This window comes from Microbispora siamensis (assembly GCF_016863095.1).
In the GTDB taxonomy this organism is placed as follows: domain Bacteria; phylum Actinomycetota; class Actinomycetes; order Streptosporangiales; family Streptosporangiaceae; genus Microbispora; species Microbispora siamensis.
This window is the reverse complement of the sequence record NZ_BOOF01000063.1, coordinates 1-23,601: the sequence shown is the minus strand read 5'-3', so window position 1 is coordinate 23,601 and position 23,601 is coordinate 1. Positions and strand designations below refer to the sequence as shown.

The window sequence follows — 23,601 nt, the reverse complement described above, 5'->3', positions numbered from 1 at the left end:
CCATGAAGGACATCGAGGAGCTCAACCAGGCGTTCTACAACGCCATCGAGAGCGGCGACCTCGACAAGATGTCGGAGATCTGGATCGAGGACGTCCCGGGACGTCCGGCCATGTGCGTCCACCCCGGCTGGCCCATGCTGACCGGCCGGTCGGAGGTGCTGCGCTCGTGGGCGCTCATCATGGCAAACACGCCGTACATCCAGTTCGTGCTGACCGACGTGCAGACGACCGTGCTCGGGGACGTCGCCGTGGTCACCTGCGCGGAGAACATCCTCACGGCCGCCGACACCGACGAGCCGGGCTTCGCGGCCGGCCGGGTCGTCGCCTCCAGCACCTACGTGCGGACCGGGACCGGCTGGCGGTTGTGGCTCTACCACGGCTCACCGGTTCTGCAGAGCGACGACGACGAGGAGGATCAGGAGCAGTGACGGCGCGGCCGGCGACCAGTCGTGACAGCGTGCGGTTGACGGGTCTGCGGGCCCGCGGCAGGCACGGCTGCCTGCCCGCCGAGCGCGAGCTGGGCCAGGAGTTCGTGATCGACGTGGCCCTGTGGTTCGACACCGCCCCGGCGGCGGTGGCCGACGACCTGACGCTCACCGTGGACTACGGGGCGTTGGCGGGGGAACTCGTCCGCATCGTGGAGGGCGAGCCGGTCAACCTCATCGAGACCCTCGCCGAGCGGCTGGCGGCGGCCTGCCTGGCCCACGAGCTGGTCGAGGAGGCGGAGGTCAGCGTGCACAAACCGGCGGCGCCCATCCCGCTGCCGTTCGGCGACGTGGTGGTGACGATCAGAAGGGGTCGCGCATGAGGGTCGTGATCGCGCTCGGCAGCAACCTCGGCCGCCGCATCGAGAATCTCCAGGGCGCCGTCGATTCGCTGTTCGACGCCCCCGGGCTCACGTTCGTGGCGGTGTCCCCGGTTTACGAGACCGATCCGGTCGGCGGCCCCGAGCAGGGCGCATACCTCAACGCGGTCGTGATCGCCGAGAGCATGCTCGACCCCCGTACGCTGCTCGACCGCGCCCAGAGCGTCGAGAACGCGTTCGGCCGCGAGCGCAGGGAGCGGTGGGGCCCTCGGACGCTCGACGTGGACCTCATCACGGTCGGGAACCTCATGTCGGACGACCCCGAGCTCACACTCCCGCACCCCCGGGCGCACGAGCGGGCGTTCGTGCTGGTGCCGTGGGCGCAGGCCGATCCCGCTGCGGTGCTGCCCGGGCGCGGGTCGGTGGCGGCCCTGCTGGCCGACATGGACCAGAGCGGGGTGCGGCTGCGGCCCGACCTCGTGATCGAACCCCCGGCCTGATCGACGAGGAGTCCCCGCGTGAAGCCCAGCAATCCCGGCGTGCTCGTCGGTCTCGTGGTCGTGTTCGCCCTGCTCACCTGGGGGCTGCTGCGGCAGTTCTACTCCGTGGTGCCGACCCTGCCGTGGACCGCGATCCCCACCACGCTGCTGCTGGCCGTCGGCGAGGCGTACACGGGCTGGCTGACCCGGGCGAGGATCCTGCGCCGCCCGAACACCAAGCCGGTCGAGCCGCTGGCCGTCGCCCGCCTGGCGGCGCTCGCCAAGGCCACGGCGTACGTCGGGGCGGCGTTCGGCGGCATCTTCGCCGGGTTCGTGGTGCGCGTGCTCGACCTGCTCGACCTGGACAAGCCCCGCCAGGACGCGCTCGTCGGCGGCGGATCGTTCGTGGCCTGCGTGATCCTGATCTGCGCGGCGCTGTTCCTCGAACACTGCTGCCGGGTGCCCGGCAAGCCTTCCGGGGAGACCTGACCGCGACGTGTCGATCTATTTGTCGATGTCGCCGACCACGAAGAACATCGAGCCGAGGATCGCGATCATGTCGGCGACCAGGTTGCCCGGCAGCATCTCCCGCAGCACCTGGATGTTGTTGTAGGAGGCGCTGCGCAGCTTGAGCCGCCACGGCGTCTTCTCGCCCCGCGACACGAGGTAGTAGCCGTTGAGGCCGAGCGGGTTCTCCGTCCAGGCGTACGTGTGGCCCTCGGGCGCCTTCAGCACCTTCGGCAGCCGCTGGTTGATCGGTCCCGGCGGCAGATGCCGCAGGCGCTCGACGCAGGCGTCGGCCAGGTCGAGGGAGACCTTGACCTGTTCGAGCAGCACCTGGAACCGGGCGTGGCAGTCCCCGGCCGACCGGGTCACGACCTTCACCGGCAGCTCGCCGTACGCGAGGTAGGGCTCGTCGCGCCGCAGGTCGAAGTCGACGCCCGAGGCCCGCGCGATGGGGCCGCTCACGCCGTACTGCATGATCGTCTCGCGGTCGAGCACGCCGACGCCGCGGGTGCGGGCCAGGAAGATCTCGTTGCCGGCGATCAGCTCCTCGATGTCGGGCAGCCGCCGCCGCACGGCCGCGACGGCGGCGGTGACGCGGTCGAGCCAGCCCAGGGGCAGCTCCTCCTTCAGCCCGCCCACCCGGTTGAACATGTAGTGCATGCGGCCGCCGGAGATCTCCTCCATGACGTGCTGCAGGGTCTCCCGCTCGCGGAAGGCGTAGAAGACCGGCGTGATCGCGCCGAGTTCCAGGGGATAGCTGCCGAGGAACATCAGGTGGCTGAGCACCCGGTTGAGCTCGGCCAGCAGCGTCCTCGCCCACACCGCCCTGGGCGGGGGCTGCATGCCCAGCATGCGCTCGACCGCGAGCACGACGCCCAGCTCGTTGGCGAACGCCGACAGCCAGTCGTGCCGGTTGGCGAGCACGATGATCTGCCGGTAGTCGCGCACCTCGAACAGCTTCTCCGCGCCGCGGTGCATGTAGCCGACGATCGGCTCGGCGGCCGTGATGCGCTCGCCGTCGAGGACGAGCCGCAGCCGCAGCACGCCGTGGGTGGACGGATGCTGCGGGCCGATGTTGAGGATCATGTCCTCGGTGGCCAGCTCCCTCGCCTGCACGGCGTCGGCACCCGCGCCGATCCCCACGATGCGTTCCCGGCGCGCGCCCTCCTGCTCGGTCGTCATGCCGTCCATGCTTTCACGCTCGCCATGGAGGAGCGAAGACGGCGAAGGCATCAGACGAACTCGACCACCGTCTCCTGTCGACGGCAGTAGCCTGCTGTCCGACTTAAGGCTAGCCTTGATTCCGGAGGCGCTCTTGGCATGGACGATGAAGGTCACAGATGAGTATGCCGCCTGGTTCAGGACGCTCCTCAAGGAGGATCTTGACCGGAACCGGTGGTACAAGGAGAACATCCCCCTGGCCATACAGCTTTACCTCGACTACACCAGCGACGAAGAGGAGTGAACATGCCGCAGAGAGTGCCGGGGGACTGGGCCGACCTCGAGCGGGAACTGCACGAGGCCGGCGTCTCCCCTTCCGTGATCGAGCAGGGCGCCAGAAAGCTTCTCGCCGAGGTGCGCGGTCATCAGCTCGCCGAGGCGCGAAAGCAACTTGGGCTCGGCCAAAAGGACGTCGCGGCTGTCATGGGTCTGAGTGTTGCCCGGGTCTCACAGATCGAGCATGGAGAGGTCACATCCCTCGAGGTCATCGCTCGCTATGTGGAGGCGCTCGGGGCCCGCTTGGATCTGGTCGTCGACTTCGGTGATCGGACGCTGCGCTTGCCTGTCAGCGAGAAGTCGACGGATGCCGCTTGATTGGGGGCCTCTCAGGCGAGACCCCCAACCTGACCTTCCGTCGTCAGGCGGCGGCGATCTCGCGTAGCGCTTCGATGAGGCGGTCGACGTGCTCGGTGGTCGTGCCGATGCCGACCGAGGCGCGTACGGCGCTGAACGTGCCGTCCGCGCAGCCGCCGTCCTCACCGCCGCCGAGGAGGTGGCGGACGAACGGGTGGGCGCAGAACTTGCCGTCCCTGACGCCGATGCCCCAGTCGGCCGACAGTGCCTCGGCGACCTCGCGGGACGTACGGCCGGCGACGGTGAACGACACGATGCCGACACGCGGGTGGTCCTGACCCCACAGCGACAACTCGCGTACGCCGGGGATCGTGGCGAGCCCGGCGCGCAGACGGGCGAGCAGCCGCTCCTCCTCCCGCACCAGCGCGGTCCAGCCGGTCGCGGTCAGCGCGTCGCAGGCGGCGGCGAGCGCGATCGCGCCCAGCACGTTGGGGGTGCCCGCCTCGTGCCGCGTCTCGGGGTCGTCGCTCCACTCGGTGGTCTCGCCCACCGCCTGTACGGCTCCGCCGCCGCGCAGGTACGGATCGGCGTCGGCGAGCCAGTCGGGGCGGCCCACGAGCACCCCGGCGCCGAACGGGGCGTAGAGCTTGTGCCCCGAGAAGGCCACGTAGTCGAGGTCGAGCGCGGAGAGGTTGAGCCCGCGGTGGGGGACGAACTGGGCGGCGTCCACGGCGATCCGCGCGCCGTGCCGGTGGGCGATGTGGGCCAGCCCGGCGATCGGCCACAGCTCGCCCGTCACGTTGGAGGCGGCGGTCACGACGAGCAGGGCCGGGCCCTCGATCGCGGCCAGCGCCTCGTCGGCCGCCCGGATCGCCTCGCCGGGGAAGGCGGGGGGCGCGAGCCGTACGGCGTTCGGCCAGGGCAGCAGCGAGGCGTGGTGCTCGGTCTCGAACACGACGACGGTGGTGCCCTCGGGGAGGCTGCGGGCCAGCAGGTTCATGGCGTCGGTCGTGTTGCGCACGAAGACCAGCGCGTCGCCGGGGCGGGCGCCGACGAAGGCCCGCACGGTGTGCCTGGCCTGCTCGTACCTGGCCGTCGTGAGCTGCGAGGCGTAGCCCGCGCCCCGGTGCACGCTGGAGTAGGCCGGCAGCGCCGCCGCGACGGCGGCGTTCACCGGCTCGAGACAGGGCGCGCTCGCCGCGTAGTCGAGGTTCGCGTACGGCACGAGCCTGCCGCCCCTGACGGGCACCTCAAGGTCGGCGCCCACGACAGCCGGCAGGCGCACGGGCTCGGAGATGCGGTTGACGGCCTGCTGGACGAAGGTGAGTGCGGACAACGCCAAGCCTCCTCGGGGTCGGGGACCCCGGCCATGGCGTTGGAACGGCGGAGCCCGCGCTTGCCCGGCACACCTCGTGCCGGACCCGGTCCTCACCCGGGGCACCCCGCCGCGAGCGCGAGGGTTGCCGGCCAGCAAGCCGGGGCTTGACGCTGGCACTCATGACCTGGACGGCACTATAACCCGATACGGCCCCCCGGCCGCAAGTGCCGTGGGTGCGAGCGACTTCAGCCGTTGTCGACCGTGACACCCAGGATGTGGGCGAACATCGGCGCGAGTTCCATCAACTGGACGCCGCTGATGGTCGCGCCGCGCAGCGCGTCGTAGCCGTCGGAGATGCCCAGGGACACGGCGCCGCGCAGGTCGACCCGGGACATGCGCGCCTTGTCGAAACGCACCCGTTCGAGCGTGGAGCCGGGGAAGGCGACGCCGGTCAGCATGGCGCCGGCGAAGTCCACGTCGCGCAGTGTGCACTCGACGAACGAGACCTCCCGCAGGTCGGCCGCGCGGAGGTTGACCGAGTCGAGCTTGCAGCGGTGGAAGGTCACATGGTTCATCTCGGCGCCGGGCAGCGCCGTGCCGGCCGGGGCGCTCATGATGATCTCGGCGTCCGCCCAGGTGGACTCGGTGAGGTCGCCGCCCACCCAGCGCACGCTGTTCAGCCACACGTCCGAGAACCGGGCGCGCCGATACCGGCCGCCGAGGAACGTCACCGAGGTGAACGCCGACTCCATGAACCGGGCGTTGGACGCGTCGGCGTCCTCGAACTCCTGACCGTCGAACAGGACCGTGTCGTAGTCGCCGCCCTGAGCGAGCCGGCCCTCGAACGGTTCGAGGTGGTCGGCGTAGGGCAACTCGCCGAGCTCGCGGGGTTCTCTGCGGTGCTGTTCGCGGCGCTTCGGCATCGCCCCAACCTACGCCATGACGGACCCGCACGCCCGTACTCCCAGGCGAGGTCTTTCATCCGTATTGTTGTCCATTGTGAAGTTTGATCCCTGGAATGCCGAGTTCATCGCGTACCCCTACGACGCCTACCGTGACCTGCGCGACAACGAGCCGGTCAGCTTCTTCGAGCCGACGGGGCAGTGGCTGATCGCCCGCCACGCGGATGTGAACGCTCTGCTGCGCGACCGGCGCCTCGGCCGGTCCTACCTGCATGTGGCGACGCACGAGGCGTTCGGCCGTGAGCCCGAGCCGGAGTTCCAGGAACCGTTCTGGCGGGTGATCCGGGCCGGCATGCTCGACGTCGAGCCGCCGGTCCACACGCGGCTGCGCCGCCTGGTGTCCAAGGCGTTCACGCCCCGCATGGTCGAGTCGCTGCGCCCCCGCGTACGGAAGATCGCGACCGAGCTGACCGAGGGACTGGTCGAGCGCGGCGGCGGCGACCTGCTGGCCGAGGTGGCCGAGCCGCTGCCGGTCACCGTGATCGCCGAGATGCTGGGCGTGCCCGAGGCCGACCGCCACCTGCTGCGCCCCTGGTCGGCCGACATCTGCGGAATGTACGAGCTGAACCCCTCCCTGGAGGTGCAACACACCGCCGTACGCGCGGCGACGGAGTTCGCCGGCTATCTGCGCGAGCTGGCCAGGGCGCGCAGGGAGCGGCCGGGCGACGACATGATCTCGGCGCTGGCCCAGGTGGTGGACGACGGGGACCGGCTGACCGAGGACGAGCTGATCGGCACCTGCGTGCTGCTCCTCAACGCCGGGCACGAGGCCACGGTCAACGCCACCGGCAGCGGGTGGTGGGCGCTGTTCCGCAACCCCGGTGAGCTGGAGCGGCTGCGCGCCGACCCCGGCCTGATGCCGACGGCGGTCGAGGAACTGCTGCGCTACGACACCCCGGCGCAGATGTTCGAGCGGTGGGTGCTGGAGGACATCGAGGTCGGCGGGGTGACGATCCCCCGGGGTGTGGAGATCGCGCTGCTGTTCGGCTCCGCCAACCGGGATCCCGAGGTCTTCGCCGACCCGGACCGTCTCGACCTCGGCCGGGCGGACAACCCGCACATCTCGTTCGGCGCCGGCATCCACTTCTGCCTCGGCGCGCCGCTCGCCCGGGTCGAGATGGCGGAGTCGTTCGGCGCCCTGCTGCGGCTGGCGCCCAGGCTCGAGCTCGCCGAGGAGCCCACCTGGAAGCCCAGCTACATCATGCGCGGCCTGGAGTCCCTCAAGGTCACCGTCTGACCACCTGGCTGAGCCAGCCGAAGCCGCCGAGACCGGCCGGGTCGATCAGCTCGGCCTCCTGGGAGGCCCGGCCGAGCGCGCGCACGTATCCGGCGGGATCGGCCGACGCCAGCGCGAGCGGCGGCCGGGCGCCGGTGAGCCCCAGGTCGCGCAGCGCCTCCCGCTGCGTGGTGAGCGTGGTCGCCCGCGCCCCCGCCCGCTCGCCGGCCGCCGCGCAGGCGTCCAGCGCCACGTGTGCGGTGATGTCGCACGACCCGTCCGGTATGGGCGGCACCACCGAGCCCTCGCGATATCCGGCGACCGTGCCGAGCGGGGGCCGCCGCCCGGCCGGATGGGCGTAGTCCACGGCGACCGCCGTGCCCCGCGCAAGCCGGGTGATCAGCGATGCCCACGCCTCGTCGCGGGGGTGGCCGATCTCGGCGCGTTCCCCCGGTGCGCGCAGCGGCCACCACCGCTCCAGCCAGGCCAGGTCCTCGGGGCCGGGAGCGGGCCCCAGCCGTTCTTCGCCGGTCGAGGTGTCCACGAGCACCAGGCGAGGACCGTCCGGCGTCATCTCGGCGATGTCGAGCGGCACGTTGTCCAGCCACTCGTTGGCGATCACCAGGCCGGTGACCCCGTACGGCGCCTCCGCCTCCCAGGCGACGCGGGGGTCGAGATCGCCGGGCCGGGGGGACAGGTCGACGGCGGTGACCCGCAACCGCTCCGCGAGGTCCGGCGGCGCGGCGGCCCGCACCCGGGCGGCCAGCAGGCCGTTGCCGCTGCCCATGTCCACGAGATCGACCGGATCGGGTCGGCCGAGGGCGGCGTCGACCCGCAGGAGCAGGCGCAGCACGGCCTCGGCGAAGACCGGAGAGACATGCACCGACGTGCGGAAATGCCGGTCGGGGCGCTCCCGCAGGTAGAAGCCCTCCGCGCCGTAGAGCGCCCGCCGCATGGCCTCCCGCCAGGTGACCTCCACGGCGCTTTAGGTTACCGACACGCCGAGGGCGTAACGAAAAGTAGTCACTTTCGTACTTATGGCTCAACATAGGCCCGTGAGAAACGGGACAAAATCCGACCGTTGGGCCACGCCCGGGCCGGCGGGAGCGCCGCCGCTACGCTGAACCGAGGGGAGGCGTCATGGACACAAGTGACCGCCCGGCGCGGCTCGCCGTGGGAGTGCTCGGCGCGGGACGGGTCGGTTCCGTGCTCGGAGCCGCGCTCATGCTCGCGGGTCATCGGGTGGTGGCGGCCAGCGGCGTGTCCGACGCGTCGGCGCGGCGGGCCGCCGACCGCCTCGGCCTGAAGCTCAGCAGGCCCGACGAGGTGATCGCGCGGTCCGAGCTCGTGCTGCTGACCGTGCCGGACGACGTGCTGCCCGGCCTCGTCTCCGGCCTCGCCGCCACCGGGGCCGACCTCCGCGGCAAGCTGCTCGTGCACGCCAGCGGCGCGTACGGCCTGGGCGTGCTCGACCCCGCGGCCGAGGCCGGGGCGCTGCCGCTCGCGCTGCACCCCGTGATGACGTTCACCGGCAGGAGCGACGACCTGACCCGGCTCAACGGCTGCTCCTTCGGCGTCACCGCGCCCGACCTGCTGCGGCCGGTGGCAGAGGCGCTGGTGATCGAGATGGGCGGCGAGCCCGTGTGGATCGCCGACCAGGACCGGCCGCTCTACCACGCCGCCCTGGCCGGCGCCGCGAACCACATGGTGACGCTCGTCGCCGAGTCGCAGGAACTGCTCGCCAAGATCGGCGTGGAGCATCCCGGCCGGATGCTCGGCCCCCTGCTGAGCGCGGCGCTCGACAACGTGCTGCGCCTCGGCATCAGCGGGCTCACCGGGCCCGTGGTCCGCGGCGACGCGGGCACGGTGCGCAAGCACGTCGACGCGCTCATCCTGGCCGCCCCCGAGGCCGCGGACGCGTACGTCGCCCTCGCGAGGCTCACCGCCGACCGGGCGCTCGCGGCGGGCCTGCTCAAGCCCGAGGCGGCCGAACGCCTGCTGGATGCCCTGGGAGGGAACATATGGACCTGACCGTCGCCGCGGACCGCGCCGCCCTCGACAAGGCGAGGGACGCACTCGGCCCCGGAAGGATCGCCCTGGTCCCCACGATGGGGGCGCTCCACGAGGGTCACCGGTCGCTGATGCGGCTGGCGCGCGAGCACGCCGACCACGTGGTGGTGAGCGTGTTCGTCAATCCCCTGCAGTTCGGCCCCAACGAGGACTTCTCCCGCTATCCCCGTACGTTCGACGCCGACCTCCGGGTGTGCGAGGAGGAGGGCGTGGGCGTGGTCTTCGCGCCCTCGGCAGAGGACATGTACCTGCCGGACCGCCAGGTGGAGGTCTCGGCCGGCGGCATGGGCGGGGTGGTCGAGGGCGCCTTCCGGCCCGGCCACTTCGACGGCGTGCTGACCGTGGTGCTCAAGCTGTTCAACCTGGTGCGGCCGGACGTCGCGGTCTTCGGGCAGAAGGACGCCCAGCAGCTCGCGCTGATCCGGCGGATGGTGGCCGACCTCGACGTCCCGGTGTCGATCGTCGGCGCCCCGACCGTGCGGGAGCCGGACGGCCTCGCGCTGTCGAGCCGCAACAGGTATCTGTCCGAGGCCGACCGCCGCACCGCGCTCGCGCTGTCGCGGGCGCTGCGGGCGGGCGAGGCGCGGGCCCGGACCGCCGGACCGGCCGGGATCCTCGACGCCGCGCGGGCCGTGCTGGAGGAGGCCGCCCGCTTCGACCCGCCGCTGCTGCTCGACTACCTGATCCTGGCCGACCCCGCGACGTTCGCGCCGGTCGGCGACGACCACCGCGGCGAGGCGATCCTGGCCGTGGCCGCCAAGGTGGGCACCACCCGCCTCATCGACAACGTGGTCCTGACCCTGTAGGGGGCTCAGGCCGCCCCGGCGCGCAGTGTGAACCAGAAGGTGGGGAACGGGTTCGTCCCGGGGGTGACGTCGACCAGCTCCCAGCCGGCGAACCTGGCCCGCAGCTCGTCGGCGGTGACGCCGGAGAACTTGTCGTCGAGCGTTCCCGGGCCGTACCCGAACATCAGCAGCCGTGCACCGGGAGCGGCGCGGCGGGTGAGCCCGGCGGCGTAGGCGTCACGGCGGTGCGGCGGGATGCCGCAGTAGCAGCTCAGGTCGAAGAACAGGTCGTAGGGGCCGGGGGCGTCCAGTTCGTCGAGCCGGGTGGCGTCCCCGTGCAGCAGCCGTACGGCCGCTCCCGCGGCGGCGGCCTTCTCCCGGGCCTGCTCGATCGCGCGGTCGACGAGGTCGACGGCCACGACCTCCCACCCGTGCCGGGCCAGGTATACGGCGTTGGTTCCGGTGCCGCAGCCGAGCTCCAGGGCGCGGCCTGGCGGCAGCGCGTCTCGCCTCTCCCCGTGCCCCTCGATCAGTGCGACCAGCTCGGGCGGCGTCACACCGGTGTCCCAGGGCGGCTTCCCGGCGCGGTAGTACCTCTCCAGTGCCCGGCGTACGGCCTCCTCCTGGTCCCGTTCGGTCTCGTTCGGCTTGTCCATGGCTCCGCTCCATCTCTTTAGAGTCAAACTCTAGTGACCAACTCTAGAGATATACTCGCGCCATGGACACCGTCAAGCGGCCGGACAAACGGGCCGAGCGCTCACGCCGCACCCGGGAGAAGGTCATCCAGGCGGCGCGGGAGCTTTTCGTCGCGCAGGGCTATGGGGCGACGAGCCTGCAGGAGGTCGCCGACCGGGCGGGCGTGGCCGTCCAGACGGTCTACTTCGTCTTCGGCAACAAGCGCACGCTGTTCAAGGACGTCGTCGACACGTCCATCGCCGGCGACACCGAGCCGGTGGCCGTCATGGACCGTGAATGGTTCCGCGCCGCGTGCGCGGAGCCCACGGCGGCCGGCCAGTTGCGCGCGCACGTGCGCGGCACGAGTGAGATCCTCGGCCGGGTCGCCCCGCTCATGCCGATGATCGCGTCCGCCGGGGCCACCGACCCGCAGATCGCCGCGCAATGGCCCGACGGCCCCGATCCGCGCTACGTCGTGCAGCACGCCGCGGCGCAAGCGCTGGCCGGCAAACCCGGCGCCCGCCCGGACGTCTCCGTCGCGATGGCGGCGGACCTGCTGTTCTGCCTGCTCAGCCCGCAGCTGTATCTGCTCTTCGTGCAGGACCGTGGCTGGTCGCAGGACAGGTGGGAGGAATGGGCCTACGCCACTCTGACCGCCCAGCTCTGCACCGACGCCGCAGCGGGCCCCTCGCAGGAGGGGCCGGGGCCCGAGGTGGGGCCGGGGCTGTAGGAGGGGGCGGGGCGTCACCATCGCCAGGGGGGCGTTATCGTCATTATGACGAAAGGGGATCCCCTCATGGTGGCGCTCGCACGCAGACTCACCGCCCCCGCACCCGGCTGGACCGTCGAGGCCGACGTGGTCGTGATCGGGTCCGGCATCGCCGGCCTCACCGTGGCGCTGCGCCACGTCGAACTCGACCCCGTGGCGCGGGTGCTCGTGGTCACCAAGGACGTCTTGTCGGCCGGGTCGACCCGGTGGGCCCAGGGCGGCATCGCCGCCGTCCTCGACCCCGAGGACACCCCCGACGAGCACCTGAGGGACACGCTCGTCGCCGGGGTCGGCCTGTGCGACGAGGAGGCCGTACGCGTCCTGGTCACCGAGGGCCCCGACGCGCTGAAGCGGCTGATGAGCCACGGCGCGGAGTTCGACCGCGACACCGACGGCGAGCTCCAGCTCACCCGCGAGGGCGGCCACCACCGCAACCGGATCGTCCACGCGGGCGGCGACGCCACGGGCGCCGAGGTGCAGCGGGCCCTGGCCGAGGCGGTGCTGGCCGAGCCCCGCATCGAGGTCATCGAGCACGCCCTCGCCCTCGACCTCCTCCTCGACGCCGAGGGCCACGCCTGCGGGGTCACGCTCCACGTGATGGGGGAGGGCGCGCGCGACGGCGTCGGCGCCGTACGGGCCGGGGCCGTGGTGCTGGCCAGCGGCGGCATGGGCCAGGTCTACGCGGCCACCACCAACCCCGTCGTGTCCACCGGGGACGGCGTGGCGCTCGCTTTGCGGGCCGGCGCGGTGGTAAGGGACATCGAGTTCGTGCAGTTCCACCCCACGGTCCTGTGGCTGGGGGAGGGCTCGACCGGCCAGCAGCCCCTCGTCTCCGAGGCCGTGCGCGGCGAGGGCGCCGTGCTGATCGACGCGACCGGCGAGCGCTTCATGCAGGGTGTCCACGAGCTGGCCGACCTCGCGCCCCGCGACGTGGTCGCCAAGGCGATCATGCGCCAGATGGCGCGGACCGGCGCCGACCACGTCTACCTCGACGCCACCCACTTCGGCGAGGAGAAGTGGCGCTCCAGGTTCCCCACGATCCTCGCCGTCTGCCGGGAGCACGGCATCGACCCCGTCACCGAGCCCATCCCCGTCGCCCCGGCCGCCCACTACGCGAGCGGCGGCGTGCGCACCGACCTGTACGGCAGGACCAGCGTGCCCGGCCTGTACGCCTGCGGAGAGGTGGCCTGCACGGGCGTGCACGGCGCCAACCGGCTGGCCTCCAACTCCCTGCTGGAGGGGCTCGTCTACGGCGAGCGCATCGCCGCCGACCTGGCCGCGAAGAAGCTCACCCCGCGCGAGCCCGCCCCGGCCGACGAACGCCCCGAGGGCCTGGTGGACCCGCGTACGCGGCCGAGGATCCAGAGCCACATGAGCCGGGGCGCCGGGGTGCTGCGCAGCGACCGGAGTCTCGCGCAGGTCGCCCGCGCGCTGTCCGACGCCCGCTGGACGCCGGTCGCGGTCGAGCCCTGCACCGAGTCGTGGGAGGCCACCAACCTCCTCACGGTGGCCTCCGCACTGGTCGCCGCGGCGGCCGTGCGCGAGGAGACCCGCGGCTCGCACTGGCGGGAGGACCACCCCGACCGCGACGACGCCCACTGGCGGGCGCACATCGACATCGCCCTGACGGCGGAGGGACTGACCTTGACGTACACGCCTCACGAGGAACTGCGGACCGAGCTGGACAAGGCCGGACTCGACCCGGACGCCGTGCTCGGTCTCGTCCGCGCCGCGCTGGAGGAGGACCTGGCCGGGGGACAGGACGTGACCTCGGTCGCGACCATCCCCGCCGACCAGCGGGCCGTCGCCGACGTGGTGGCCCGCAAGGAGGGCGTGGTCGCGGGTCTGGCCGTGGCCGAGACCGTCTTCCGGCAGGCCACCGGGCAGGTCGAGGTCGAGCGGCACGCCGCCGACGGCGACCGGGTGCGCCCCGGCGACGTGGTGATGACCGTGCGGGGCGCGACCAGGGACCTGCTCACGATGGAGCGCACCGCGCTCAACTTCCTCACCCACCTGTCCGGCATCGCGACCCAGACCCGCCGCTGGGTGGACGCCGTCGAGGGCACCGGCGCCCGCATCCGCGACAGCCGCAAGACCCTGCCAGGGCTGCGCGCCCTGGAGAAGTACGCCGTACGGGCCGGCGGCGGGGTCAACCACCGGATGGGCCTGCACGACGCCGCCCTGATCAAGGACAACCACGTCGTCGCCGCCGGAGGCGTCGCCGAGGCGTTCCGGGCCGTACGGCAGGCCTTCCCCGGCCTGCCGATCGAGGTCGAGGTGGACCGCATCGACCAGATCGAGCCGGTCCTGGCCGAGGGCGCCGACGAGATCCTGCTCGACAACTTCACCGTGGACCAGCTCGCCGAGGCCGTACGGCTCGTGGCCGGGCGGGCGCGGCTGGAGTCGAGCGGCGGCCTGACCCTGGACGCGGCGCGCGCGGTGGCCGAGACCGGGGTCGACTACCTGGCCGTCGGCGCGCTCACCCACTCGGCCCCGGCACTCGATCTGGGCCTGGATCTTCGTGAGGCATAATCAGGGAATGCTGCTCACCATCGACGTCAGCAATACCCACACGGTGCTGGGCCTGTTCGAGGGTGAAGAGGTGATCGAGCACTGGCGGATCGCCACCGACCCCCGCCGTACGGCGGACGAGATCGCGGTGGTGCTCCAGGGTCTGCTCGGGCAGTCGCCGCTGCTCAAGGACGCCGACATCAGCGGCATCGCGATCTGCTCCACGGTCCCGTCGGTGCTCAACGAGATGCGGGAGATGTCCCGGCGCTACTACGGCGACGTCACTGCGGTGGTCGTCGAGCCCGGCGTGCGCACCGGCGTCCCGGTCCGGATGGACAACCCCAAGGAGGTCGGCAGCGACCGCATCGTGAACGCGCTCGCCGCCACCACCCTGTACGGCGGGCCGTGCGTGATCGTGGACTTCGGCACGGCCACCTCGTTCGACGCCGTCTCGGCCCGGGGCGAGTACGTCGGCGCGGTGACCGCGCCCGGCCTGGAGATCTCGGTGGACGCGCTGGCCACGGCCGGGGCCCAGCTCCACAAGGTCGAGCTGGTCCGGCCGCGGTCGGTGATCGCCAAGAACACGGTGGAGGCGCTCCAGTCGGGCATCATCTACGGTTTCGCCGGCCTGGTCGACGGGATCGTGGACCGCATGACGGCCGAGCTGGCCTCCGACCCCGACGACGTCACCGTGGTCGCCACGGGCACCGGTGCGCCGCTCGTCATCGGCGAGGCCCGTACGATCGACGTGCACGAGCCCTGGCTCACGCTGATCGGCCTGCGGCTGGTCTACGCCCGTAACGCGTCCTGACGACTCCCTCGCGTACGGGACCATAGAAGGCAGGATCCCGTTCAGAGAGGACTGACGTGATGGACGCCGACTGGGTGGCGCGTTTCGCCGATGAGGTCATCGCCGAGGCTGAACGGCGCGCACCGGGCAAACCCGTCGTCTGCGCGTCCGGCCTCAGCCCGTCCGGCCCGATCCACCTGGGCAACCTGCGCGAGGTCATGACCCCGCACCTGGTGGCCGACGAGATCAGGCGTCGCGGCCACGAGTGCGTGCACATCATCTCGTGGGACGACTTCGACCGCTTCCGCAAGGTTCCGGTGGGAATCGACCCCGCCTGGAACGAGCACATCGGCAAGCCGCTGACCACCGTCCCGGCCCCGCCCGGCAGCGAGTACCCGAACTGGGCCGAGCACTTCAAGGCGCCGATGATCGCCGCGTTGAACGAGCTCGGCGTGGAGTTCCACGGCATCAGTCAGACGCAGATGTACACCTCCGGCGCGTACCGGGAGCAGGTGCTGCTCGCCATGCGCGAGCGGCGGAGGATCGACGCGATCCTCGACCAGTACCGCACCAAGAAGGCCAAGGCCAAGGAGGTCACGGACGCCGACGAGGCCGCCGCCCTGGAGGGCTCGGGGGCCGCGAGCGAGGACGACGGCTCCGGCGCCGGGGGCTACTACCCCTACAAGCCCTACTGCTCGGTCTGCGACCGCGACCTGACCACGGTCACGTCGTACGACGACGAGACCACCGCGATGTCCTACACCTGCGTGTGCGGCCACGGTGAGACCGTCCTGCTGTCCGAGCACACCCGCGGCAAGCTGGTGTGGAAGGTCGACTGGCCGATGCGCTGGGCCTACGAGGGCGTGGTCTTCGAGCCGTCGGGTGTGGACCACAGCTCGCCGGGCTCTTCGTTCGTCGTCGGCGGCCAGATCGTCCGCGAGGTGTTCGACGCCCCGCAGCCGATCGGGCCGATGTACGCCTTCGTCGGCATCAGCGGCATGGCCAAGATGAGCAGCTCCAAGGGTGGCGTGCCGACCCCGGCCGACGCTCTGTCGATCATGGAGCCCGCGCTGCTGCGCTGGCTGTACGCCCGCCGCCGTCCCAACCAGTCGTTCAAGGTCTCCTTCGACCAGGAGATCCAGCGCATGTACGACGAGTGGGACACGCTGACCAGGAAGGTGCAGGACGGCACGGCGCTGCCGGCCGACCAGGCGGCCTACCGCCGCGCGTCGAGCACCGCATCCCGGGTCCTGCCGGAGACGCCGCGGCGGCTGCCCTACCGGACCCTCGCCTCGGTCGTGGACATCACCACCGGGCACGAGGAGCAGACGCTGCGCATCCTGCGCGCGTTCGACCCGGAGATCACCGGGCTGGACGAGCTGCGGCCGCGGCTCGACCGGGCCCAGCACTGGGTGAACACGTACGTGCCCGCGGAGGAGCGCACGCAGGTGCGCGAGACGCCCGACAAGGAGCTGCTCGACACGCTCGGCGAGCAGGACCGGGAGTCGCTGCGCCTGCTGGTGGAGGGCCTCGACGAGCACTGGTCGCTCGACGGGCTGACCACGCTCGTGTACGGCGTGCCGAAGGTGCAGGCCGGGCTCGACATGGACGCCAAGGCGGCCACGCCCGAGCTGAAGGCCGCCCAGCGCGCCTTCTTCGCCCTGCTCTACCGGCTGCTCGTCGGCCGCGACACCGGCCCGCGGCTGCCCACGCTGCTGCTGGCCGTGGGCCGCGACCGGGTGCGCGAGCTGCTCGGCCGCGCCTGATCCCGGCGCCTAATCTCCTGGGGGTGGGCCGGACGGTATGACCGTCCGGCCCGCAGCCGTGCGCCGAGACAGGCGTAGCGGCGTAGGCGAATCAGGGCAGCAGGACCAGCCGGCCGCGCAGGCCGCCTCTCCGCAGGCGTTCGTGCGCCTCGGCCGCCCGCTCAAGCGGATAGGTGCCGGCGACCCGCATGCTCAGCCGTCCCGCCTCGGCGAGCTTCGCGACGTCCCGGAGCTGGGCCGCGTCGGCGCGGACGAACACCGTCGAGACCCGGATGCCGCGCAGCGGGACGGGGGCCTGCCCCGCGACGACGGCGACGAACGCGCCCCCGTTGCGCACGGCGTCCAGCGCGGGCAGGCCGACGACCGCCGCGTCCACCAGGCCGTGCACGCCGCCGGGGACGACGGCTCTGACGGCCGCGGCCAGGTCGGCGCCCCTCGGGACGAACCATTCCGCGCCGAAGCCCCGGACGAGTGCCTCGTCGCCGGGCGCGGCGACCGCGGCGACCCTGAGCCCCCGTGCTGCGGCCAGCTCCACGAGATAGCCGCCGACGCCACCGGCCGCTCCCGTGACGAGCAGGGTCTCACCCTCGGCGAGCCCGGCGAGATCGAGCGCCTGGACGGCGGTGAGCGCGTTCAGCGGCAGCGTCGACGCCTCGGGCGCGGCCACCCCGGCGGGCGCGGGCGCGACGGCCGTCTCGTCCAGCACGACCAGGTCCGCCTGGGTCTTGAGCGGCTCCGTCAGCCGGTCCGACAGCCCGATGACCCGCTCGCCCGGGCGTACGCCCGTCACTCCCGGTCCGGTCCCATCGACCACGCCCGCCACGTCCCAGCCGAGTGCGTACGTCTCCAGGTGCGCCATGAGCCCGCTGTCGGCGAGGGCGCCCGCGGCCGTGAACAGGTCGACGGGGTTCACGGCCGCCGCCTCGACCCTGATCCGCACCTGCCCAGGCCCCGGCTCGGGCTCTGCCACCTCGACGACCCGTACGGCCCCATCCCGTGCCACCAGTGCTCTCATGAGTTCCTCTCCTTCCGGCGTGTCCTTCCGGCGTGGCAAGGAGCGTAAGGAGAGCTGCTCTCTTTCGGTAAGAAGGCACCTGGAAGTGCGTAAGGGAGGCGGAGGAAAGGCGATGGCCCACGGCCCGCTCCGCTACAGAGGCTGCGTACGGCCGGAGGCTCGACTCCGAACCTTGACGACCTTCATGGCAGGCGTTTACCGTCCCTGAAGGGTGGGCCGACGAAGCATCGTCGTGGGGGAGGGCGGACGATGGGTGTTCCCGAGGTCGTCTACCGAGGTGACAATCTCGCCTCGGACCTTGAGCGTGCCGGTCTCACCGAAGAGGATCTGCTTCTCCTCGCGGAGCTGGCCAAGGGCGTGACCGCCGACCGGGTGGGCCGCAGTCTCGACGTCAGCGGGCGCACCGTGCGGCGCCGGCTGCGGTGCATCTGCGACCGGATCGGCGTCGCCACCGCGATCGAGGCCGTCGCCTGGGCGGCGCGCCGCCGCCTCATCTGACCGCGTCCGCGACGCCCTCCGGCGAGAAGGGCTCAGTCGGCGACGCGCACCGCTCCCGCGAACGGCCGCCCGGCGATCTTCGCGATGTGGATGACGTCTCCCGTGCGCGGCGCGTGGATCATGTAGCCGCCGCCGATGTAGATGCCCACGTGGTGCAGGTCGGGGTAGAAGAACACCAGGTCGCCGGGGCGGAGCTGGTCGCGGGAGATGTGCGTGCCGGCCGTCCACTGGTCGCCCGTGTAGTGAGGCAGGCTGATGCCGACGGACTGGTAGGCCGCCATGACCAGGCCCGAGCAGTCGAAGGAGCCGGGCCCCTCGGCGCCCCACACGTACGGCTTGAGCTGCTGCTTGAGGGCCCAGCGCGCCGCCTGGGCGGCCTTGCCGTCGCCCACGATGGGGAACGACATCCTGCTGCGCGTCTCGGCGCCGACCGTCCGGGAGACCTGCCGGTAGAGGTTGCTCTCGGTCTTCTTGATCAGCTTGGTGATCTTGTCGCGCCGTGAGTCGAGGCCGCTGAGGAGCTTCTTGACCTCGGCCTGCCGGGCGGAGGCGCTCTCCCTGGCCCGCGCGGCGGCGTCCATGGCCTTGGTAACCTCGGCGACCTCCTGGCTCTCCTGCAGCTCCAGCGCGTACGTCGTGGAGGCCTGGTCCAGGTATCGCCGCGGGTCGGCGTCGCTGTCGATGAGCACGAGCGCGTTGCCGAGCCCGTTGGTCATGTAGGAGTGCTGCGCGAGGGCGCTCGCCTTCTGCCGACGGACCTCGAGTTCGGCCTCGCTCTTGGCGAGGTTCTTCTTGGCGAGGTCGGCGGACCGCTCGGCCGCCTTCAGGCGCACGCGCTCGCCGTTGTACTGCTCGGTGAGGGTCTCGATCTCGGTGTAGAGGCTCTCGACCTGCGCGGTGAGCTCCTTGAGGCTCGGCTTGGGGTCGGCGGTGGCGCGGACCACCGGGGCGCCGAACGTGATCGCGGTGATCGCGACGCCGACGAACGCCAAGCGGCGGACGGCACCCGGACCGGCCGTGCCGGATCCGGACCCTCGGCCGCGGGCGTGCCTGCCCGCCGGCCGTCCTCCACGCATGCGCAACCGAGCTCCTCTCCCACATGTGCCCGCGGCGGGCCCGTCGTCGAGACGGGGCCGTACGGCGGGGCACCTCTGAGCGCCTACCGGGTTAGCTGACGGGTTCGGGCCGGAGTAGCCCTACCTTTGCGGATTCACCCCTTGACGATCCGAGATCGAACCGATCCTGATCCTGCAGTTGGGTCCCCGGTTCCCCTTCGCACTCGGTGCTTCGAAGATTCGGCGCCCGGTCGCCGTGAGCGCTCACGATGACCGGCATCGTCGCTGGACGATAGTGCACGGCGAGTTCTTGCTCAACCAGAACTCCGAAACCCGTCTACGTTTGACAACCAAACGATCACGGTCGGGTCACGGGAACGGTAGTGATGCGTCCGCGTTCACCTGGGTTTAGAGCGATCTGAGGCATTGGCCGTGCAGCTCGGGCGGATGAAAAAAGTGGGACGAACCGGAACAGTCACCTCAGGGCGGGGCCGTGCATCCGTCCGTATCCTGATGGCTACGCAGGGTCAAGCATCGTGTCGGGTGTCGTGTTTGGACATGACCGTTATCCGTAGCGGCGCGATCCGTACCGACCGCGTGGGATCGGCCGCGGTCCGGCTAGGCTGGCCGGTCATGGAGCAGGTCGCCGCGCAGACATCCAGTGAGTCGGGTGCCACGGCCGTGACGGTGCGCCGGGCCAGGACGCCGGACGTCCGGGCGATCCGGCGCCTCGTCGACGCGTATTCGGGCGTCGGTCCCCGCCTGCTCAAGAAGAGCACGGTCACGCTGTACGAGGACGTCCAGGAGTTCTGGGTGGCCGAGACGGGCGGGCAGGTCGTCGGCTGTGGCGCGCTGCACGTGCTGTGGGAGGACCTGGCCGAGATCAGGACCGTCGCGGTGGACCCCGCGGCACGCGGCGGGGGCATCGGCCACCGGATCGTCGCCGCGCTCATCGAGACCGCCAGGGACCTCGGTGTGCGGAGGGTCTTCTGTCTCACCTTCGCGGTGGAGTTCTTCGCCAGGCACGGCTTCACACCCATCCAGGGCACCCCGGTCTCCCAGGAGGTGTACGCGGAACTGCTCGCGTCGTACGACGAGGGCGTCGCCGAGTTCCTCGACCTGGAGCACGTCAAGCCGAACACGCTGGGGAACACCCGGATGTTGCTGCACCTCGACCGTCATTGATCGCCATTGATGGGCATTGATCACCGATCTTGACGGGGGTTGTCGGCGGCTGCAAAGGTGACTGTTGATACACCTGTCGCTACTTTTGGCAATATCAGCGTGTGCTACAGACGTGCGGCGCATGCGTCTTCGAAACGAGGTGACACGGTGAGCACCGGACAGCCGCCGTACCCCCAGGACGAGTCGGACGGAACGCCACCGCCGTCATCGAACCCCGGGTACAACACGGACAGACAACCCCAGGACTACGACCCCGACGTCACGGTCGTCAGCTATCGCGGGCAACACACGGGCCCGCAGCAGCCGCCCGGCTACGACCCCGCCCAGGGCGGCTACGGCCAGCAGCAGGGGCAGCAGCAGGGCTACGGCGCCCAGCAGGGCCAGCAGCCCGGTTACGGGCAGCAGCAGTACGGCCAGCAGGGGTATGGCCAGACCGGCCCGCAGCAGGGCTACGGCCAGGAGGCCGCCCAGCAGCAGGGCTACGGCCAGCAGCCCGGTTATGGGCAGCAGCAGTACGGCCAGCAGGGGTACGGCCAGACCGGCCCGCAGCAGGGTTACGGCCAGCAGGGGTATGGCCAGACCGGCCCGCAGCAGGGCTACGGCCAGCAGTACGGCCAGCAGGGCTACGGCGCCCAGCAGGGCCAGCAGCAGTACGGCCAGCCGTCCCAGGGCGGCTACGGCCAGCAGGCCGCCTCCCAGGACTACGGCCAGCAGCAGGGGTACGGCGCCCAGCAGAGCCAGCAGCAGGGCTACGGCGCTCAGCAGGGCTACGGCCAGCAGCCCGGTTACGGGCAGCAGCAGTACGGCCAGCAGGGCTATGGGCAGCAGCAGTACGGCCAGGAGCAGTACGGCCAGCAGCAGTACGCCCAGTCGTCCCCCCAGCAGGGCTACGGCCAGCAGCCCGGTTACGGGCAGCAGCAGTACGGCCAGCAGGGCTATGGGCAGCCCGGCTTCGGCCAGCCGTACGCGGCCTCGGGGCCGATTCCCCCTGGTGCCCCGGCCCCGCTCGCGGAGTGGTGGCAGCGCCTCGTCGCCCGCATCATCGACGGCGTGATCGTCGGCATCCCCTTCGGGATCATCACGCTCGTGATCACGGGGATCGTCGTCACCAACGCGAGCATCGACCCGACGACGGGGGTGTTCACCACCGGAAGCGGTTACTTCCTCGCGTCACTGCTCACGGCGATCCTGGGCGGCCTCGTCATGGTCGCCTACGAATTCCTCATGCTGCGGGCGCAGGGGCAGACGCTCGGCAAGAAAGTCATGGGAATCAAGGTCGTTCCGGTCGGAGGCACTCTCGACGCGGGCGGGCTTCCCCAGGATGCGGCGCTCAAGCGCGCCGGCGTGCTCTACGTTTTCGAGTTCCTGCAGTGGATTCCCGTTATCAGCTACCTCGCGAGCCTCGCCTCCCTTCTGAACGTGCTGTGGCTGTTGTGGGACAAGCCGCTGCATCAGGCGCTGCATGACAAGGTCGCCAACACCGTGGTGGTCAAGGTCAAGTAACGACGACAGACGGGGCCGATGGAACGGACCATCGGCCCCGTTTTTCTATGAGTGGCTATGGTCCGTCCGCACAGCCCGTTCACCCCGCTGTGACGGAAAAACCTTGCGGAGCCTCCCGGGCATGCCATGCTTGGGTTCACCGTCCCGAGAGGTGCCCAATGACCGCGAGGCCGCCCCCGGCGTCAATCCTTAAGAGTCGCCCCCGCCGTCCCGCCCGGGCCATATCCGCCCACGGGCGGCTTAAGGAACCGTCAGGGGCGCTTATGGGGCCGCATGGAGCCGCACAGGCCCTTATGGCGCTCCCGGATCCCCACCCGCTCTACCCGGCCGCAGGCGACGTCCGCGGAATGCGGGGATCGTTTGGCCGTGGGAAACTCTGACGCCACGACCGTCCGGGCCGTCCACGTGATTGTGCCCTCGCTCCTTTTTTCGATCTTCAGACCTCCCGCCCGTCGATCTTGATGGAACCGGCCGGTCCTCTCTTTTTACGAGGCTTCCGGGCTGTGCCGATCTGCTTGCGCGTATATCCCGCGAGCCGTGCGCGCCGTACGAGAAGGGTGCCGGGCCCCCTTGTGAAGATCCGGCCGCCGTGACGCGGGCTCCTCGTTTCACCCGGGCTCTTCAACGGCGTACGTCCTCGGTCCGGCCTTTTCCGCGGGACGTGTTTGCCCCTTCGCACTTGTCCGTCCGTGCCTGTTCGTCCTGGTCGGCAAGCCGCTCACCAGCGGCTACGGCCTGGACTAGGGGGAACCCGGGGGCGTGCGGCCCCGCCGCCCGGGAAGTGCGCAAGCGGCTGAAACGGCGGGACGGCCCAGGATCGGTGACCGGTGGGGTCGGCATTCTGGGTACGATTTCGAGTGCATCCGGTAAGGCCGCTGGAGAGACGAGGGATTACCCCGGCCCTCCAGGGGCACCCCGGAAGGCACGCCTGGTCCCTCCCGGCGCTATGGTCGTATCAGGGCGCCCGGCCCGGCAAGAGGCCGGCGGCCTTGCCACGTCCTCGGAATTTCCTCGGGTGCACCTAATGACACCCCCGGCACGAGCGAGGCAGAATGACAGAGGTATTGTCCGCCTTGATACCTTCCGCGGTCGTCGCCGGCGCGGCCGTCTACGGCATCGTAAAGTTGGTACGTTCCGACGCGGCGGGCCTCCGCACGGCACGGGAGCCACGCGAGAAGTCACCGGACTCAGAGGTTCCTGAGAATCCGCAATCATGAATTGTCAGCCAGGGGAAACCGGGTATATGTTTGGCTGACGAATCAAACTATGGGCTGCGAAAGGATTGCCGGATGGCCAAGCACACGCAGGTGATTCTCATCGACGATCTCGATGGCGGCGAGGCCAATGAGACGGTCACCTTCGCGATTGACGGCACGTCATATGAGATTGACCTGAGCGACGGCAACGCGAAGCGGCTTCGCGAGGCCCTGTCGCCTTTCGTCAGCAGCGCGCGGCGCGCGGACAGCGGGCAGGCCCGTGGGCGCCGTCGTGGTGCGGGCGGCGGGGGCCAGCGAGCCATGACCCGCGAGAAGAGCGCGGAGATCCGCGCCTGGGCGAAGGCACACGGACACCCCGTGAGCGAGCGCGGTCGCATTGCCGCCTCGATCGTCCAAGCGTACGAGGACGCGCACTAACTCAACCTTGATCGCGCGGTTATGGTGGTCGTCGGAGGACCTGACGATCGCATAACCGCGCGATTGTGTTTGCGCTCCCTTAAAACCTCGTTCGCTTGCGGCGTATCGGGAACATGTCACCCCCAGCAGGGGGTTGGATAGAGCATGAACGCCCTGCGCTTGGGGAACCCTTCTGCCAAGGAGCGGGTCGCTGGGTCGGGGCTACCATGCGGAACGACGGGCCGGATCTCCCGTGCTCGCCTGACCGCTCTGTGAGGAGCGACG

At 71.0% G+C, this 23,601-nt stretch carries 24 protein-coding genes and 2 riboswitches; of the genes, 17 read left to right on the top strand and 7 right to left on the bottom strand.

All coding sequences use genetic code 11. The features are described from left to right. Window positions 1-2 precede the first annotated feature (2 nt). Genes Msi02_RS38590 through Msi02_RS38575 form a run of 4 tightly spaced genes read left to right on the top strand, consistent with a single transcriptional unit; the run spans window position 3 to window position 1,773 of the window. Entirely contained in the window at window positions 3-428 is a 426-nt protein-coding gene (locus Msi02_RS38590; protein ID WP_193208960.1) for a nuclear transport factor 2 family protein, read from the top strand. Further along, window positions 425-808 carry a dihydroneopterin aldolase gene (folB, locus tag Msi02_RS38585; protein WP_204052701.1) on the top strand — a complete coding sequence of 128 codons (384 nt, stop codon included), beginning with the start codon at window positions 425-427 and terminating at the stop codon, window positions 806-808. The genes Msi02_RS38590 and folB overlap by 4 nt, the downstream gene beginning before the upstream one ends. Continuing rightward, window positions 805-1,305, top strand: a complete 501-nt coding sequence (gene folK, locus Msi02_RS38580) for a 2-amino-4-hydroxy-6-hydroxymethyldihydropteridine diphosphokinase (RefSeq protein ID WP_079319611.1) — start codon at window positions 805-807, stop codon at window positions 1,303-1,305. Before folB ends, folK begins: the two co-directional genes overlap by 4 nt. An 18-nt stretch (window positions 1,306-1,323) precedes the next feature. Beyond that, window positions 1,324-1,773: a DUF3180 domain-containing protein gene (locus tag Msi02_RS38575; protein WP_204052700.1), complete on the top strand. Its 450-nt coding sequence runs from the start codon at window positions 1,324-1,326 to the stop codon at window positions 1,771-1,773. Between the two features lie 15 nt (window positions 1,774-1,788). On the opposite strand, the gene Msi02_RS38570 is transcribed toward Msi02_RS38575, so the two are convergent. Beyond that, window positions 1,789-2,982 (bottom strand): NADH-quinone oxidoreductase subunit D, encoded by a 1,194-nt coding sequence (locus Msi02_RS38570; RefSeq protein ID WP_373308350.1) that lies wholly within the window; start codon window positions 2,980-2,982, stop codon window positions 1,789-1,791. Here Msi02_RS38570 and Msi02_RS38565 point away from each other — a divergent pair. Then, on the top strand, window positions 2,981-3,256 hold the full coding sequence (locus tag Msi02_RS38565; protein ID WP_204052727.1) for a hypothetical protein: 276 nt from the start codon (window positions 2,981-2,983) through the stop codon (window positions 3,254-3,256). The genes Msi02_RS38570 and Msi02_RS38565 overlap by 2 nt on opposite strands. A gap of 2 nt (window positions 3,257-3,258) precedes the next feature. Then, window positions 3,259-3,606, top strand: coding sequence for a helix-turn-helix domain-containing protein (locus Msi02_RS38560; RefSeq protein ID WP_079319608.1), 348 nt, complete (start codon window positions 3,259-3,261; stop codon window positions 3,604-3,606). Window positions 3,607-3,649: 43 nt separating this feature from the next. On the opposite strand, the gene Msi02_RS38555 is transcribed toward Msi02_RS38560, so the two are convergent. Both Msi02_RS38555 and Msi02_RS38550 read right to left on the bottom strand, forming a co-directional pair. Further along, the gene (locus tag Msi02_RS38555) at window positions 3,650-4,921 is read right to left on the bottom strand and encodes an aminotransferase class V-fold PLP-dependent enzyme (RefSeq protein ID WP_204052699.1); all 1,272 of its coding nucleotides are present in this window, start codon (window positions 4,919-4,921) and stop codon (window positions 3,650-3,652) included. Between the two features lie 51 nt (window positions 4,922-4,972). Continuing rightward, a riboswitch (SAM riboswitch) is annotated at window positions 4,973-5,088 on the bottom strand. A gap of 60 nt (window positions 5,089-5,148) precedes the next feature. Next, entirely contained in the window at window positions 5,149-5,826 is a 678-nt protein-coding gene (locus Msi02_RS38550; RefSeq protein WP_204052698.1) for a pentapeptide repeat-containing protein, read from the bottom strand. Window positions 5,827-5,902: 76 nt separating this feature from the next. Here Msi02_RS38550 and Msi02_RS38545 point away from each other — a divergent pair, with 76 nt between their 5' ends. After that, entirely contained in the window at window positions 5,903-7,102 is a 1,200-nt protein-coding gene (locus tag Msi02_RS38545; protein WP_204052697.1) for a cytochrome P450, read from the top strand. Here Msi02_RS38545 and Msi02_RS38540 read toward each other — a convergent pair. Next, window positions 7,092-8,060, bottom strand: a complete 969-nt coding sequence (locus tag Msi02_RS38540) for an SAM-dependent methyltransferase (RefSeq protein WP_239109157.1) — start codon at window positions 8,058-8,060, stop codon at window positions 7,092-7,094. The two genes, Msi02_RS38545 and Msi02_RS38540, sit on opposite strands and share 11 nt — an antisense overlap. A 161-nt stretch (window positions 8,061-8,221) precedes the next feature. On the opposite strand from Msi02_RS38540, the gene Msi02_RS38535 reads away from it, so the two are divergent. Continuing rightward, entirely contained in the window at window positions 8,222-9,112 is an 891-nt protein-coding gene (locus Msi02_RS38535; protein ID WP_193208953.1) for a Rossmann-like and DUF2520 domain-containing protein, read from the top strand. Further along, window positions 9,103-9,957 (top strand): pantoate--beta-alanine ligase, encoded by an 855-nt coding sequence (gene panC / locus Msi02_RS38530; protein WP_079319605.1) that lies wholly within the window; start codon window positions 9,103-9,105, stop codon window positions 9,955-9,957. The genes Msi02_RS38535 and panC overlap by 10 nt, the downstream gene beginning before the upstream one ends. Window positions 9,958-9,962: 5 nt before the next feature. Here the strand turns inward: panC and Msi02_RS38525 are convergent, their stop codons facing one another. Then, on the bottom strand, window positions 9,963-10,592 hold the full coding sequence (locus Msi02_RS38525) for a class I SAM-dependent methyltransferase (RefSeq protein ID WP_204052696.1): 630 nt from the start codon (window positions 10,590-10,592) through the stop codon (window positions 9,963-9,965). Window positions 10,593-10,654: 62 nt separating this feature from the next. Between Msi02_RS38525 and Msi02_RS38520 the strand changes: the two genes are divergently transcribed. From Msi02_RS38520 to lysS, 4 genes are all read left to right on the top strand, one after another. Beyond that, window positions 10,655-11,341: a TetR/AcrR family transcriptional regulator gene (locus Msi02_RS38520; protein ID WP_204052695.1), complete on the top strand. Its 687-nt coding sequence runs from the start codon at window positions 10,655-10,657 to the stop codon at window positions 11,339-11,341. 66 nt (window positions 11,342-11,407) lie between these two features. Beyond that, a complete protein-coding gene (locus Msi02_RS38515; RefSeq protein WP_204052694.1) occupies window positions 11,408-13,912 on the top strand; it encodes an L-aspartate oxidase in 2,505 nt (834 codons plus the stop codon). A 7-nt stretch (window positions 13,913-13,919) separates the two neighbouring features. Beyond that, on the top strand, window positions 13,920-14,702 hold the full coding sequence (locus Msi02_RS38510; RefSeq protein WP_079319601.1) for a type III pantothenate kinase: 783 nt from the start codon (window positions 13,920-13,922) through the stop codon (window positions 14,700-14,702). A gap of 59 nt (window positions 14,703-14,761) precedes the next feature. Continuing rightward, on the top strand, window positions 14,762-16,447 hold the full coding sequence (lysS, locus tag Msi02_RS38505; protein ID WP_239109155.1) for a lysine--tRNA ligase: 1,686 nt from the start codon (window positions 14,762-14,764) through the stop codon (window positions 16,445-16,447). A gap of 91 nt (window positions 16,448-16,538) precedes the next feature. Here lysS and Msi02_RS38500 read toward each other — a convergent pair whose 3' ends face one another. Next, on the bottom strand, window positions 16,539-17,462 hold the full coding sequence (locus Msi02_RS38500) for a zinc-binding dehydrogenase (protein ID WP_204052693.1): 924 nt from the start codon (window positions 17,460-17,462) through the stop codon (window positions 16,539-16,541). Between the two features lie 249 nt (window positions 17,463-17,711). On the opposite strand from Msi02_RS38500, the gene Msi02_RS38495 reads away from it, so the two are divergent. Beyond that, the gene (locus tag Msi02_RS38495; RefSeq protein WP_179155467.1) at window positions 17,712-17,960 is read left to right on the top strand and encodes a helix-turn-helix domain-containing protein; all 249 of its coding nucleotides are present in this window, start codon (window positions 17,712-17,714) and stop codon (window positions 17,958-17,960) included. 32 nt (window positions 17,961-17,992) lie between these two features. On the opposite strand, the gene Msi02_RS38490 is transcribed toward Msi02_RS38495, so the two are convergent. After that, on the bottom strand, window positions 17,993-18,952 hold the full coding sequence (locus Msi02_RS38490) for a C40 family peptidase (RefSeq protein WP_239109153.1): 960 nt from the start codon (window positions 18,950-18,952) through the stop codon (window positions 17,993-17,995). Between the two features lie 149 nt (window positions 18,953-19,101). Then, window positions 19,102-19,255, bottom strand: a riboswitch (cyclic di-AMP (ydaO/yuaA leader). A gap of 393 nt (window positions 19,256-19,648) precedes the next feature. On the opposite strand from Msi02_RS38490, the gene Msi02_RS38485 reads away from it, so the two are divergent. The 3 genes from Msi02_RS38485 (at window position 19,649) to Msi02_RS38475 (ending at window position 23,337) form a co-directional block, all read left to right on the top strand. Continuing rightward, complete coding sequence (locus Msi02_RS38485; RefSeq protein WP_204052719.1) at window positions 19,649-20,200, top strand: amino-acid N-acetyltransferase; 552 nt, start codon at window positions 19,649-19,651, stop codon at window positions 20,198-20,200. Window positions 20,201-20,347: 147 nt separating this feature from the next. Continuing rightward, a complete protein-coding gene (locus Msi02_RS38480) occupies window positions 20,348-21,703 on the top strand; it encodes an RDD family protein (protein ID WP_204052692.1) in 1,356 nt (451 codons plus the stop codon). Between the two features lie 1,289 nt (window positions 21,704-22,992). After that, the gene (locus Msi02_RS38475; RefSeq protein ID WP_079319595.1) at window positions 22,993-23,337 is read left to right on the top strand and encodes a histone-like nucleoid-structuring protein Lsr2; all 345 of its coding nucleotides are present in this window, start codon (window positions 22,993-22,995) and stop codon (window positions 23,335-23,337) included. Window positions 23,338-23,601: the final 264 nt, after the last annotated feature.

Bases quoted from the DNA above. Each gene is read 5' to 3' on its own strand.
- Msi02_RS38515 (WP_204052694.1), top strand. From the start codon at position 11,408: ATGGTGGCGCTCGCACGCAGACTCACCGCCCCCGCACCCGGCTGGACC.
- Msi02_RS38510 (WP_079319601.1), top strand. From the start codon at position 13,920: ATGCTGCTCACCATCGACGTCAGCAATACCCACACGGTGCTGGGCCTG.
- Msi02_RS38500 (WP_204052693.1), bottom strand. From the start codon at position 17,462: ATGAGAGCACTGGTGGCACGGGATGGGGCCGTACGGGTCGTCGAGGTG.
- Msi02_RS38565 (WP_204052727.1), top strand. From the start codon at position 2,981: ATGCTTTCACGCTCGCCATGGAGGAGCGAAGACGGCGAAGGCATCAGA.
- folK (WP_079319611.1), top strand. From the start codon at position 805: ATGAGGGTCGTGATCGCGCTCGGCAGCAACCTCGGCCGCCGCATCGAG.
- panC (WP_079319605.1), top strand. From the start codon at position 9,103: ATGGACCTGACCGTCGCCGCGGACCGCGCCGCCCTCGACAAGGCGAGG.
- Msi02_RS38485 (WP_204052719.1), top strand. From the start codon at position 19,649: ATGGAGCAGGTCGCCGCGCAGACATCCAGTGAGTCGGGTGCCACGGCC.
- Msi02_RS38525 (WP_204052696.1), bottom strand. From the start codon at position 10,592: ATGGACAAGCCGAACGAGACCGAACGGGACCAGGAGGAGGCCGTACGC.
- Msi02_RS38535 (WP_193208953.1), top strand. From the start codon at position 8,222: ATGGACACAAGTGACCGCCCGGCGCGGCTCGCCGTGGGAGTGCTCGGC.
- Msi02_RS38495 (WP_179155467.1), top strand. From the start codon at position 17,712: ATGGGTGTTCCCGAGGTCGTCTACCGAGGTGACAATCTCGCCTCGGAC.
- Msi02_RS38550 (WP_204052698.1), bottom strand. From the start codon at position 5,826: ATGCCGAAGCGCCGCGAACAGCACCGCAGAGAACCCCGCGAGCTCGGC.
- Msi02_RS38520 (WP_204052695.1), top strand. From the start codon at position 10,655: ATGGACACCGTCAAGCGGCCGGACAAACGGGCCGAGCGCTCACGCCGC.
- Msi02_RS38570 (WP_373308350.1), bottom strand. From the start codon at position 2,982: ATGGACGGCATGACGACCGAGCAGGAGGGCGCGCGCCGGGAACGCATC.
- Msi02_RS38590 (WP_193208960.1), top strand. From the start codon at position 3: ATGAAGGACATCGAGGAGCTCAACCAGGCGTTCTACAACGCCATCGAG.
- Msi02_RS38560 (WP_079319608.1), top strand. From the start codon at position 3,259: ATGCCGCAGAGAGTGCCGGGGGACTGGGCCGACCTCGAGCGGGAACTG.
- lysS (WP_239109155.1), top strand. From the start codon at position 14,762: ATGGACGCCGACTGGGTGGCGCGTTTCGCCGATGAGGTCATCGCCGAG.
- Msi02_RS38475 (WP_079319595.1), top strand. From the start codon at position 22,993: ATGGCCAAGCACACGCAGGTGATTCTCATCGACGATCTCGATGGCGGC.